Below are 13,012 nucleotides of genomic sequence, written 5' to 3' on the forward strand. Positions count from 1 at the left end.
TTCAAGAGGTGAAAACACTCGACGGTGACCGCTTGCCAAGCCTTGACTTTCAATCCGCTGGCGAGCGAGTGGTTACAGGCGCATGACGCGCAAGTGGACGTACCCAGACGCCTTTGATCTGGGTACATTCCTCGCCGTCAGGGCAGCCACCGCGTCCTCGAGGAGTCGAGACCCGTGTCGGAAAACAAAGATCCCCACGTAGCTCAGTCGGGCATGAGCGTTGAGGGCGTGAAGTTCGTCTACGACTTCACCGAGGGCAACAAGGACCTCAAGGACCTGCTCGGCGGCAAAGGTGCGAACCTCGCCGAGATGACCAACCTGGGCCTTCCCGTCCCGCCCGGCTTCACCATCACCACCGAGGCCTGCAAGACCTACCTCGACAGTGGCGAGGAGCCGGCGGCACTGCGTGACGAGGTGAGTGCGCACCTCGACGCCCTCGAGTCGCGGATGGGCAAGAAGCTCGGCCAGGCCGACGACCCCCTCCTCGTGTCGGTCCGCTCCGGGGCCAAGTTCTCGATGCCCGGCATGATGGACACCGTCCTCAACATCGGGCTGTCCGACAAGTCCGTGCAGGGACTGGCCAAGCAGGCCGGCGACGACCGGTTCGCGTGGGACTCCTACCGGCGCCTCATCCAGATGTTCGGCAAGACCGTCCTCGGCGTGGACGGCGAGCTGTTCGAGGACGCGCTGGAGGCGGCGAAGGCGGCCAAGAAGGTCACCGTGGACACCGAGCTGGAGGCCGCCGACCTCAAGAAGCTCGTCACCAAGTTCAAGAAGATCGTCAAGACCGAGTGCGGCCGGGACTTCCCGCAGGACCCGCGCGAGCAGATGGACCTCGCCATCAAGGCGGTCTTCGACTCCTGGAACGGCGACCGCGCCAAGCTCTACCGCCGCCAGGAGCGCATCCCGCACGACCTGGGCACCGCCGTCAACGTCTGCTCCATGGTCTTCGGCAACCTCGGCCCCGACTCCGGCACCGGTGTCGCCTTCACCCGCGACCCCGCCTCCGGCCACCAGGGCGTCTACGGCGACTACCTGCAGAACGCGCAGGGCGAGGACGTGGTCGCGGGCATCCGCAACACGGTCCCGCTCGCCGAGCTGGAGCGGATCGACAAGAAGTCGTACGACCAGCTGATGCAGATCATGGAGACGCTGGAGAACCACTACAAGGATCTCTGCGACATCGAGTTCACCATCGAGCGCGGCCGGCTGTGGATGCTCCAGACCCGCGTCGGCAAGCGCACCGCGGGCGCGGCCTTCCGCATCGCCACCCAACTGGTGGACCAGGGCCTGATCGACGAGGCCGAGGCCCTCACCCGCGTCAACGGCGCCCAGCTCGCCCAGCTGATGTTCCCGCGCTTCGACGAGGACGCCAAGGTCCAGCAGGTCGGACGCGGCATCGCCGCCTCCCCGGGCGCGGCGGTCGGCAAGGCGGTCTTCGACTCCTACACCGCCGTGAAGTGGTCCCGCTCCGGCGAGAAGGTCATCCTGATCCGCCGCGAGACCAACCCCGACGACCTCGACGGCATGATCGCGGCCGAGGGCATCCTCACCTCGCGCGGCGGCAAGACCTCGCACGCGGCCGTCGTCGCCCGCGGCATGGGCAAGACCTGTGTCTGCGGCGCCGAGGAGCTCGAGGTCGACACCAAGCGCCGGCGGATGACCGTCCCGGGCGGGCACGTGGTGGAGGAGGGCGACGTCGTCTCCATCGACGGCTCCTCCGGCAAGGTCTACCTCGGCGAGGTGCCGGTCGTCCCGTCACCGGTCGTCGAGTACTTCGAGGGGCGGATGCACCCGGGCGCCGACGACGCCGACGAGCTGGTCGAGGCCGTGCACCGGATGATGGCCTTCGCCGACCGCAAGCGCCGGCTGCGGGTGCGGGCCAACGCCGACAACGCCGAGGACGCGCTGCGCGCCCGCCGTTTCGGCGCCCAGGGCATCGGCCTGTGCCGCACCGAGCACATGTTCCTCGGCGACCGGCGCGAGTTGGTGGAGCGGCTGATCCTGGCCGACACCGAGGCCGAGCGCGAGGAGTCCCTCAAGGGCCTGCTGCCGCTCCAGAAGAAGGACTTCGTCGAGCTGTTCGAGGCGATGGACGGCCTCCCGGTCACCATCCGCCTGCTCGACCCGCCGCTGCACGAGTTCCTGCCCGACATCACCGAACTGTCGGTCCGCGTCGCCCTCGCCGAGTCCCGGCAGGAGCCGCACGAGAACGAACTGCGCCTCCTCCAGGCCGTGCACCGGCTGCACGAGCAGAACCCGATGCTGGGCCTGCGCGGCGTCCGCCTCGGTCTGGTCATCCCCGGGCTGTTCACCATGCAGGTGCGGGCCATCGCGGAGGCCGCGGCCGAACGCAAGGGCGCCAAGGGCGACCCCCGCGCGGAGATCATGATCCCGCTCGTCGGCACGGTGCAGGAGCTGGAGATCGTCCGCGAGGAGGCCGACAAGGTCATCGCCGAGGTCGAGGAGGCCACCGGCACCTCGCTGAAGCTCGCCATCGGCACGATGATCGAGCTGCCGCGCGCCGCGCTGACCGCCGGTCAGATCGCCGAGGCGGCCGAGTTCTTCTCCTTCGGCACCAACGACCTCACCCAGACGGTCTGGGGCTTCTCCCGGGACGACGTGGAGGCCTCGTTCTTCACTGCCTACCTGGAGAAGGGCATCTTCGGGGTGTCGCCGTTCGAGACGATCGACAAGGACGGCGTCGGCTCCCTGGTGAAGCTCGCCGCCAAGGCCGGCCGCGAGACCCGCCCCGACCTGAAGCTCGGCGTCTGCGGCGAGCACGGCGGCGACCCGGAGTCCGTCCACTTCTTCCACGAGGTCGGCCTGGACTACGTCTCCTGCTCCCCGTTCCGCATCCCGGTCGCCCGCCTGGAGGCCGGCCGCGCGGCGGTCACCTCGGCGGGCAGCGACCACCGCTAGAGCCCCCCGGGGCGAGTGGACCCCGGGACCGTTGCCTGTCACCCGACCACCCTCACCGATCGGCAACGGCCCCGGATCACGAAGGGAGGAGCGGCACCCGTGCGGGGGTGCCGCTCCTCCGTGCATGGGGGGTCAGCGGTTCTCGCGCCGCTTGCGACTGCAGGGCGAAAGGTCTCGTCCTCTCGTCACGCCCAGGTGAGGCGTTGCCCGTCGGGGCCGACGTGCAGGCGCATGCGGTCGGAGGGCGGGTGCCCGTCCGCCCTCCACTGCGCGAGGTGTGCGGTGATGTCGTCCCACAGGCGCACCGCGCCACCCTGCCGAACCATCCACCGCGCACCCTCCCTGAAGACGACCGCCCACGCCTCGGCATCCACATCGATCACCACGTGCTCCGTCCGCCCGTCACGATCCAGGATGATCCGCTGTGCGCGTGGCGCGGCGAACTGTGCGACGAACCGGGCCGTCCAGTCGTCGAGCACATCCGCGCCCAGCTCCGCGGGCACCGCTTCGCCTTCACCCAGCTTCGGCAGGATGCCCAGCGGGGGCGGAAGGTGGGGACGGGCCGGCATGAACGTGACCTGGCCGCCGAGGACAGGCCCGTGGGCGGTGCCGTCGTCGGCGACGGTGAGCCGTACGAGTTCCGACGCGTGCATCCATCCGCCGACCGTGACCAGGATGTCACCGCCGGGCCGGGTCTGAGCGAGCCAGTCGCCCGGCACGGTGTGCACGCTGCACGTGGCGATCACGCGGTCGTACGGGCCGCCCTCCGCGTAGCCCATCAGCCCGTCACCGACCACGAGGGCCGGCCAGTATCCCACTCCCGCGAGCGCCATGCCGGCGCGTGTGGACACCTCGGCGTCGACCTCGACCGTGGTCACGTTGTCCTCGCCGACGACGTGGCAGAGCAGGGCCGTCGAGTAGCCCGTCCCGGTGCCGATCTCAAGGACGCGCGTCCCGTCGGTCGCCCGCAGGTCCTCGAGCATCCGCACGACCAGACTCGGCAGGGTGGACGACGAGGAAGGGGCCGCGGCGATGCGCCCCTCGACCTGGTCGGGGAAGACGCCCGCGGCGACCTGTGTCACGAGGGTGTCGTCCTCGTAGATCCGCACCAGTCCTTCCGGGACGTTCCCGGTCGCGGGACGGTACCAGCCGCCGTCCTCGTACTCGAACCAGCCGCGCGCGAGAAACGCCTCGCGGGGAACCGACATGACGGCCGCCTCCCACTCGGGGCTGCACAGAGTGCCGGATGCGACCAGACGCCGGGTGAGGGCGGCCCGTAGGTGTTCCGAGCGCATGGGGTCGGTCATGCAGGGGTCGCTCCGTTCTCCAACAGGTCGGCGATCGCATGTGTGATCGGTAGCCCGGCCGCATGCTCGAGCCAAGCCCATTGGCCGTTGGGGTTGCACTCCAGAAACCACCATGCGCCGTCCGTGGCCACGGCAAAGTCGAAAGCACCGAAGTTCAAACCGAAGGTGGCGAGAAACCGTGCCATGGCCCGGCGGACGTCGCTCGGGCAGGTAACCCGCTCGTAGGTGAGACTCCGGTACTCGGATCTCCAGTCCACGACCCCGGGCGGTGCGGTGATCAGGGAGCTGAACACCTGCTCACCGACGACGACCGCTCGCACATCGGCCACCTTGGGCACCTGGGCCTGGAACAGGTGCGCGCTGTGGCTCACCGCCTTGTCGATTTCCTTCGCCTCGACCGGGGCGGCCCAGATCCCGGCGGGTTCGCCCTCGATCTCGTACGCCCCCGCGTGCAACGGCTTGTAGAGTGCGGGCCCGTCGGCACAGAACTGCTTGGCCTCTCCCACGTCGTTGGTGATGAGGGTGGCCGGGACCCTGAACCCCGCGCGGATCGCGGCGGCCAACTGCGCGGGCTTGTACTCGGCCCGAGCGACGGCCTGTGGGTGACTCAGGTAGAGGCATTCCGACAGTGCGCTCAGTACGCCGCCCAAGCCGCGCCGGTTCTCCTGTGCGGCAAACCGGGCCGCCTGCGAGCCTCTGTCCGTCGGGTACGCGCTCGGCCGGCGGTGGTACAGAGCGCGTACCTTGGAAAGTTCGGCCGTACGGGCCCCGACCGTCAGGCTCCCGTCCCAGCCACCCTCCCCGAGGCGTGCGACAAGCGCCATGGACGCCGGGAAGTCGCGCCCCGGATCGAACCGGAGCACCGGCACCCGGCGCCGGTTCAGTTCGACGATGACCAGATCGGCGGTCGGGTCCTCGTATTCCGTGCAGACCAGTACCGGGTGTCCACCCATGGCGTTGTCTCCCTAGTCCTGGGTGGCGTCGTGGCCGGAGTCGGCGTCCACCTTGCCGTCCTTGCCGACCTGCGTGGGCGGGTAGGTGTTCACGCTCGTGCCGTGCTTGCCGAGTTCGGTCGGAGCCACCTCTCCGTTCTCACCGGCCCATCGGCCGGTCTGTGTGGTTGGGTCGATGCCTGCGTACCGCCACGGCGAGGGAGAACCGTTCCGCAGCGGAGTCATCCGGCGTAGCCCCCACGGGGCGGGGGCGGCGGCCTTCTCGTGTGTGAAGCTCGTTCGCAAGGATCCTCCTCGATCGCTTCGTTCTGTGGTGTCGTGCGGGATTTCGTCGCGGGCGTGCGCCTGGACGCGTGCCATATGGTCGAGCTCCGCGACGCAGAGGCCGCACGCGTACACGTCGCCCTTCGCGCCGGGCGTGGTCACGGAGCCGACCCAGAGCACGCGTACTCCCTCCCGTCGGCAGTACAACCAACAGGCGCCGTCCACCCACGGATTGCCGTCGTCCGGCTGCGCGACGAGGGGCCATACGTCGTGCCACGGGCGGGTGACGGCCGGGGCGAAGGTCACGGCGTGCGTCCGGCCGCGTCCTTGTCGTGCAGGAAGCCGCCCGCCTTCTCGATCTCGCGTGCCACTTCGTCGTATTCGTGCGGAACGGGTGAGATCATCGAGCGCCACGCCGTGAGCACGGCACCGGCTTCGCCGTTCCTGACGCGCTCGACGGCCCGCCTCAGCCCGGCACGCCCATGCGGCGGCAGCAGACCCGCGCGTTCCTCGATCACGTCCGCGATCTCCCACCCGAACACGTTCGCGTACTCCGTGCACTCCTTACGAGGCCGCGTGATGTCCGTGTGGGAAGCGCCGCACAGGTAGATCACACAGCGGAACCGCTCGATTCTCGCGGTCTCGGCCGGCGCGTCACCGACCGCCGCGTCCGCCAGTGCCCGACGCCGCTTCCGCTCGCCCTCGGTCCGGCGGGGCTGAGCCCGCTCCTGCGGCTGCTCATCCTTGAAACTGACCATGCATCAAGTGTGCTCGCATGATCACGCAGAGTGAAGTGATGTGGCGTACGACCGGAGGAGGCTGTCCCATCCGTACTCCTACGGTCCGTAGGGCTTACACGATCAAGGGAACGCCGATGAGTTCGCTGATGCCGCGCACGCGCGCCGTGGATACTTTCGCGAGGCGTTTTCCGATGACACCGGGCAGTGCTTGATGCCTGACCCAGTCGGGGGCATCGAGTCCTACCTCGATCAGGGTGTCTCCCGCCTGGTCATGGAGGCCGGCCGCGCATTGAGCCAGGGCGACGTCGAGCTTGTAGCGGTTGCGGGCGAGTTTGGGCATGGAACGGGGAAGCTCCGTGCGCGCGGCCAACTGTAGTGCCCTCCCGTGGTTCCCGAGGGCGACAGCGATCCCCACGGCCTCGGTGTTCGCCGAGGTCGGACCGAAATGCGTGCCGTACAGTGCCTCGTCGCTGCCGAGCCGAGCCGCAGCCGCATGGGCTTGCGACAAGTAGTCGTCGGCGGACGGGGCATCGCCCTGGCGTGAAGCGGCCACGGCGGCGGAGATCATCAGCCGTCCGTATGCGAGCAGTTGCGGGCGGGACGCCCTGCTGAACGACGGTTCGATGCGCAGGGCCGCCTGTTCGGCAACGGCAACCGCGCGCGGGACTCTGGCGCTCCGCAGGTAGATCCACGAAAGCGTGGATTCCAGAAGTGCGGTCAGTACGTCGTCGCCGGAACTCTCCGCCAGGTGGCGTGCCGAGGTGAGCGCGCCCAGTGCGAGGTCTCGCTGTCCCAGGAGGACCGCGGCCGAGGATGCGAACTGGTACGTGCTTGCCAGCACCGAGCCCAGGCGTTCGCGTTCGTGTCCGCTGGCCTGCGCGTGCCGAACGCGACCTTCGAGCAGGACCTTGGCGACGATTTCCCCGAACTCCTCGTAAGCGCCCTGCCAGTAGGTGGCGCACACGCGGTCATGAGCGACCGACAGTTCGGCGAGAGTGCTCGGCTCCTCGATGCTCTCCCACGCCCCGAGGGCGCTGTCGTGGACGGCATCCGAAAGCCGCCGCACGGTGGCTCGGGTGCCCTGGTCCATCCCCCGACGAGGCGCCTGCTGCCCCAGAATCACCGACACGTCCGTGTTCAGCGCGTGGGCGAGTTTGAGGAGCGAGCCGATGGACAGTTCGCCCCGGTCCTGCTCGGCCTTCTGTACCAGGGCCAGGGACAGCCCGGCTGCGTCGGCGAGCCCTTGCTGGGTCAGGTCGGAGCCCCGGAGGTGCTTGATGCGCTTGCCGTTCGTCAGGTCGGCCCAGTTGCTCACGGTCACCCCAGTGCGTCGGCTCGGGCTGCTGTCCTTCGATGGTAGGTCCCGGTACAGGGTCCCCCGCCGGGCTTGCGGGCCGTTGCGGCGGGGAGCACGGCGTGCCCCGGATCACGAAGGAGGAGCGGCACCCGTGCGGGGGTGCCGCTCCTCCGTGCGTGCGGGGACGGTGGTTCTCGCGCCTCAGCGGTTCTCGCGGCGCTTGCGGGCCGCGATCATCAGGCCGCCGCCCAGGAGGACGACCGCAGCGCCGCCGGCCGCGATGTACGGGGTGGTGTCGCTGCCGCCGGTCTCGGCGAGGTCGGTGCCGCCGTCGCTCTGCTTCTCGCCGCCGGTGTTCCCCGCTTCCTTGCCGGTGTCCCCGCCGGTCTCCTCGTGCGGCGTGAAACCGGCGGGCGGCTGGTCACAGCCGATCCCGTCGTTGTCGCGGTCCAGGTGCTCGCCGTAGTGGTCGTCGCCCTTGGCGATGTTGCTGTACCCGTTCTCGTACGCGTCGGCGCAGTTCTTGAACGGGTGGTTGCCGTCGTGAGCCACGGCGGTGGCCGGTACGGCGGCCAGGGCGAGGGCGGCGAGGATCGCGGCGGCGGAGGTACGGAACGGGTTCATGGTGAGGAGCCCCCCAGATCGGGCGTATGCGTGTGCTTGGTGCGAGGGTGCTGAAACTACTGGGGTGCGAAAGGCGGGGCGGGAATATGAAGGTCCTGTGATACGAACGTGACGTGACCGGAAGGTAGCTCTCCGCTACGGCAGGGGGAGGGGCGGGGTTTCCCGGAAGGGGGCGCGGCGCTCGTCCGGGGGTCCGCCGTCCGCGGGCGGGGCCGCGGAGGGGAGACCGATCACCGCGTCCAGTCCGCCCGTCGCCGCCGTGCGCAGCGCCGCTTCGCCGCCGCCGGCGTGGGCGAGGCGCTGGACCAGGGCGAGACCGAGGCCCGTACCGCCCTTGGGGGCGCCCGGCGCGCGCCAGAAGCGGTCGAAGGCGCGGGCCCGCTGCTCGGCGGTCATCCCGGGGCCCTCGTCGGTGACGTGCAGGTCGACCCGGCAGGGGCGGCTGTCGCGCAGGGCGCGGCGGGCCGGTGTGCGCGGCCGCAGTTCGATGGTGACCGTGCTGCCGGCGGGCGAGGCCCGCAGGGCGTTGGACAGCAGGTTGTCCAGGATCTGCTCGACGGCCCCCGGCAGCGCGAGGACGGGCCCCACACTGCCCGCGAACAGGACCAGCGAGACGTCCTGCCGGGCGAACACCGGCAGCCACGCGGCGTGCCGCTCCGCGCAGACCGCGCCGATGTCCACCGGGACGGGGGTGGCAGCGCGCTCCTCCAGGCGGGCCATCGCCAGCAGGGCCTCGACCATGCGGGCCAGCCGGTCGGTCTCGGTCAGCGCGGCCTCGAGGTTGCCCCGGGCGCGTGCGGAGACATGCGGCTCCAGGTTCTCCAGCCGCAGCCGCAGTGCCGCGAGGGGGGTCTTCAGCTGGTGCGACGCCTCACCGGCGAACGCCCGCTGGGAGGAGAGCAGATGGGCGAGCCGGGCCGCCGTGCGGTTGAACGCGGCGGCCAGGGAGCGCACTTCGGGCGGCCCCTTGGTGACGGGCACCGGCGCGAACCTGCCCCCGTCCGCCAGCGCGTGGGTGGCGCGCTCCAGTTGCCGGATGGGCCGCCCCGCCCAGCGGGCGAAGGCGAAGCCCACCACGGCGACCGCCGTGAGCACCCCGAGCCCGCCGAGGCCGAGCAGCAGCCAGACCCGGCGCACCCGTGCGTGGACCGTCCACGTGGGCACCGTCAGCCACACGGCGGCCTCCGGCCGCTCGCCCTCGCCGACGGGGGCGGCCACCGACAGGTACTCCACCCCGCCGATGGTGGAGGTGCGCACGTCCACCGACGAGGTGCCCCGCAGCGCGGCCTCGATCCCCGGCCGGGAGGCCAGGGCGCGTGCGGCGCCGGCGGTCAGCGGGTGCGAGGTGGCGAGCGGGGCGCCCGCGCTGTCGACGATCACCACCTTGCCGCCGATCCGCTCGGCGCAGTGCGTCACGCGGGCCGGCAGATCCCGCCGGGCCCGCCCGGTGGCCAGGGACAGCGCGGTGTAGGCGGAGACCGACTCGGCCTCGTCACGGGCGGCGTTGACCACCCGCTCGCGCTCCCCGCGCGAGTAGACGAAGCCCAGCGGGATCTCCAGGCAGACCAGGACCAGCGCGGCCAGGCTGAGATAGCTGAGCAGCAGGCGGCGGGTCACGGGGAGTCCGCCCCGGAGGTCTGCGGCCGGGTGCGCACCGCCAGCCGGAAGCCGACACCGCGCAGCGTCCGGATCCACGCCGGGTGGCCCAGCTTCTTGCGGAGGGAGGCCACATGGACGTCCAGGGTCTTGGTCGGCCCGTCGAAGTGCGGGTCCCAGACCCGGTCCAGGATCGTCTGGCGGGAGTAGACCGCCCCCGGGTCCTCGCCGAGCAGCGCCAGCAGGTCGAACTCCTTGGGGGTGAGCACAACGGCCGTGTCGCCGACCCACACCTGCCGGGTGCGGCGGTCCACGACGAGCGGGCCGGGGGCCGACGGGGATTCCGGCGGGGGCTCGTACGACGCCGCCGGGGAGGGCTCGGCGGACGGCGGCTCGTAGGACGCGGGCTCGTGGGGCGGAGGCTCGGCCGCCTCGGGGGCGCCGTGCGTGCGCCGGGTCCGCCGGTTCACCGCCCGGACGCGGGCCACCAGCTCCCGCACGCTGAACGGTTTCGCCAGATAGTCGTCGGCGCCCAGCTCGAGCCCCAGCACCCGGTCGGTCTCCTCCCCGCGCGCGCTGAGGATGACGATCGGCACGTCGGAGACCCGGCGGATGCCGCGGCAGACGTCGATGCCGTCGATGTCCGGCAGTCCCAGATCGAGCAGGACGACATCGCCGTACGGGCCTCTGAGGCCGTCGGTGCCCGTGGCGACGTGGTCGACGGTCAGCCCGAAGTGCGTGAGGCCCTCCATGAGCGGTTCGGCGATCGTCTCGTCGTCCTCGATGAGCAGCACTCGTATGCCCATGTGTCCCGTCTCTCCGTGAAACATGATGGAAACAAGCGCGGACGGCGTGCATTGTATTGTGCCGTCCGGCGGTCGACACGCTACAAGAAGAAAGCTTTTTCCGTCTCCCAGGAAAAAGAAAGTGACATTCCTGTCCGGGTCCTGTCCCTCGCTTAACCTTCCGCTGTATCAGCCTCCCCTACGGTGGAATGACGAGGCCGAACATCCCACTCGGGAGGCATAGTTGAAAGCGCTACTGCATCGGGCCCGCGCCTTCGGGCGGCGGACCGCATTCGAGAGCGACGCCTATCTCAAACTGGCCGACGGGCAATATCCGGAGGCGCTCGTGATTGCCTGCTCGGATTCCCGGGTCATTCCCGCGCTGATCACCGGAGCGCGCCCCGGGGACATATTCGAGCTACGGAACGCGGGAAATATCGTGCCGCCCTACGGGCGCCCCGAACCCTCCGGCGAGGCCGCCACCGTCGAGTACGCGCTCCAGGTGCTCGGGGTTCAGGACATCGTCGTGTGCGGTCACTCACACTGCGGAGCCATGGGCGCGCTGAAGTCCGGCGACGACCTCTCCGCGCTGCCCGGCGTGGACGCCTGGCTCCGGCCGGCCCGCACGGAACTGGCCCCGGTGCTCGACGCCGCCCCCGACGACCCGGCGCTGCCGGAGGTGGCCCAGGTCAACGTCGTCAACCAGCTGGACGCGCTGCGGAGTTACCCCGTGGTGCGGCAGCGGCTCGACGAGGGCCGGCTGCGGCTGCACGGCTGGTACTACGAGATCGACACCGGCAGCGTGTACGAGCTCGGCGACGACGGCGACTTCCGGGTGCACGCCGCATGAGCGGGGCCCACGCACGCGGCCGGGCCGGCCGGGCGGCCTCCCGGAGGACGGCGCCCGGGAAGACCGCTCTCCCGCGGAAGGCAGGCCTCGCCAACGAGATCGCCGCCTCCCTCGTCGTCTTCCTCGTCGCCCTGCCGCTGTGCATCGGGGTCGCCGTCGCCTCCGGTGTCCCGGCCGAGCTGGGGATCATCTCGGGAGTGATCGGCGGGCTGGTGGTCGGCGCGGCCCGGGGCAGCACGCTCCAGGTCAGCGGACCCGCCGCGGGCCTTGCCGCACTCGTCGCCGAGACCGTCGCGGAACACGGTGTCGCCGTGCTCGCCGTGATCGTCCTGGGCTCGGGACTCCTGCAGATCGTCCTCGGCCTGGTCCGCCTCGGCCGGATGTTCCAGGCGATCTCCCTCGCCGTGGTCCAGGGCATGCTGGCGGGCATCGGGCTGCCCCTGATGGTCGGTCAGGTGTATCCGATGGCCGACGCCAGGGCCCCCGGCACCCCCATCGAGAACATGGCCGGCCTGCCCGGGCTGCTCGCGGACGTCCTCACCGACCGGCAGGCGATGATCGCCGCACTGCTCGGCACCGTCACCATCGTGCTCGCCTTCGTCTGGAAGAAGGTCCCGGGACCGGCCGGGAAGGTCCCGGCCGCGCTGGTCGCCGTGGCCCTCGGCAGCGTCGTCGCCGCGCTGCCCGGCGTGGACGTGCGGACCCTGCGGGTGGGCGATCTGCTCGCCTCGGTGCAGGTGCCGGGACCCGCGCAGTTCGCCGAGCTCACGAACGCGGCGGTCCTCACCTCGATCGTCACCTTCACGGTGATCGCCTCCGCGGAGAGCCTGTTCACCGCGGCCGCCGTCGACCGGATGCACAGCGGCCCGCGCACCCGCTACAACACCGAACTGATCGCCCAGGGAGCGGGGAACACCCTGGCGGGCCTGGTCGGCGCGCTGCCCATCACCGCCGTGGTCGCCCGCAGCTCCGCCAACGTCCAGGCGGGCGCCCGCACCCGGCTCTCACGCACGCTGCACGGGCTGTGGCTGCTCGCCTTCGCCCTGCTGCTGCCCCAGTTGCTGGCCCTGATCCCGATCTCGGTGCTCGCCGGGGTCCTGGTGCACAGCGGCTGGAAGCTGCTCGCGCCCGCCGAGTTCCCGAAGATGTGGCGCCAGGACCGGGGCGAGTTCGCGGTGATGACCCTGACCATGCTGGTCATCGTGGCGACCGCACTGCTGGAGGGGGTGCTCGTCGGTCTCGCCGCCGGGATCCTGCTGGCCGCGCTGCGCATGTCGCAGACGGTGATCCGGCAGCACGTCGAGGAGGACACCGCCAAGGTGGTCATGGCCGGCAACGCCACCTTCCTGCGGCTGCCCAAGGTCATCGAGGCGCTGGAGTCCGCCGCCGTCTCCGGCAAGCCGCGGATCCGGCTCGACCTCACCGGCGTCACTCACCTGGACCACGCCTGCCGCAACCAGGTCGAGGAGTTCACCGCCCAGCAGCGCGGCAACGGGCTGCGGGTGGAGCTGCTGATGCCGGGCCCGGCCGGAGCGGGGACGGCCGCCCCGGCCTCCGAGGCGCCGCCCCGGCCGCCCGCCCCCGACGCCGAGTGGTTCTACCTCGACACCCGGCCCCAGCCGGAGGAGTACGCGGGCCGCCCGCCCCTCAGGGGCTGAGACCGGTGGACCGGCC

Annotated in this window: 11 protein-coding genes; 3 read left to right on the forward strand and 8 right to left on the reverse strand. The window is 70.9% G+C overall.

Translation table 11 applies throughout. The features are described 5' to 3' along the window. Positions 1-174 precede the first annotated feature (174 nt). Positions 175-2,922: a pyruvate, phosphate dikinase gene (ppdK, locus tag ACZ44S_RS00900; RefSeq protein WP_466922826.1), complete on the forward strand. Its 2,748-nt coding sequence runs from the start codon at positions 175-177 to the stop codon at positions 2,920-2,922. A 185-nt stretch (positions 2,923-3,107) separates the two neighbouring features. Here ppdK and tgmC read toward each other — a convergent pair whose 3' ends face one another. The 8 genes from tgmC to ACZ44S_RS00940 form a co-directional block, all read right to left on the reverse strand. Next, entirely contained in the window at positions 3,108-4,229 is a 1,122-nt protein-coding gene (gene tgmC, locus ACZ44S_RS00905) for an ATP-grasp peptide maturase system methyltransferase (RefSeq protein ID WP_466922829.1), read from the reverse strand. After that, positions 4,226-5,182: an ATP-grasp ribosomal peptide maturase gene (tgmB, locus tag ACZ44S_RS00910; protein ID WP_466922832.1), complete on the reverse strand. Its 957-nt coding sequence runs from the start codon at positions 5,180-5,182 to the stop codon at positions 4,226-4,228. The genes tgmC and tgmB overlap by 4 nt, the downstream gene beginning before the upstream one ends. Before the next feature lie 12 nt (positions 5,183-5,194). Further along, positions 5,195-5,542: a putative ATP-grasp-modified RiPP gene (gene tgmA, locus ACZ44S_RS00915; RefSeq protein WP_466923620.1), complete on the reverse strand. Its 348-nt coding sequence runs from the start codon at positions 5,540-5,542 to the stop codon at positions 5,195-5,197. A 206-nt stretch (positions 5,543-5,748) separates the two neighbouring features. After that, positions 5,749-6,204, reverse strand: a complete 456-nt coding sequence (locus ACZ44S_RS00920; protein ID WP_466922835.1) for a recombinase family protein — start codon at positions 6,202-6,204, stop codon at positions 5,749-5,751. Positions 6,205-6,298: 94 nt separating this feature from the next. Continuing rightward, a complete protein-coding gene (locus ACZ44S_RS00925) occupies positions 6,299-7,501 on the reverse strand; it encodes a helix-turn-helix domain-containing protein (protein ID WP_466922838.1) in 1,203 nt (400 codons plus the stop codon). Between the two features lie 183 nt (positions 7,502-7,684). Next, positions 7,685-8,107: an excalibur calcium-binding domain-containing protein gene (locus ACZ44S_RS00930; RefSeq protein WP_466922841.1), complete on the reverse strand. Its 423-nt coding sequence runs from the start codon at positions 8,105-8,107 to the stop codon at positions 7,685-7,687. Between the two features lie 135 nt (positions 8,108-8,242). Beyond that, positions 8,243-9,724: a sensor histidine kinase gene (locus ACZ44S_RS00935; RefSeq protein ID WP_466922844.1), complete on the reverse strand. Its 1,482-nt coding sequence runs from the start codon at positions 9,722-9,724 to the stop codon at positions 8,243-8,245. Further along, positions 9,721-10,509, reverse strand: coding sequence for a response regulator transcription factor (locus tag ACZ44S_RS00940; RefSeq protein ID WP_466922847.1), 789 nt, complete (start codon positions 10,507-10,509; stop codon positions 9,721-9,723). Before ACZ44S_RS00940 ends, ACZ44S_RS00935 begins: the two co-directional genes overlap by 4 nt. Positions 10,510-10,732: 223 nt before the next feature. Here ACZ44S_RS00940 and ACZ44S_RS00945 point away from each other — a divergent pair, with 223 nt between their 5' ends. Next, positions 10,733-11,338 carry a carbonic anhydrase gene (locus ACZ44S_RS00945; protein ID WP_190166112.1) on the forward strand — a complete coding sequence of 202 codons (606 nt, stop codon included), beginning with the start codon at positions 10,733-10,735 and terminating at the stop codon, positions 11,336-11,338. Continuing rightward, on the forward strand, positions 11,335-12,996 hold the full coding sequence (locus ACZ44S_RS00950; protein ID WP_466922851.1) for a SulP family inorganic anion transporter: 1,662 nt from the start codon (positions 11,335-11,337) through the stop codon (positions 12,994-12,996). Before ACZ44S_RS00945 ends, ACZ44S_RS00950 begins: the two co-directional genes overlap by 4 nt. Positions 12,997-13,012: the final 16 nt, after the last annotated feature.

It is taken from the genome of Streptomyces malachitofuscus, assembly GCF_055571035.1.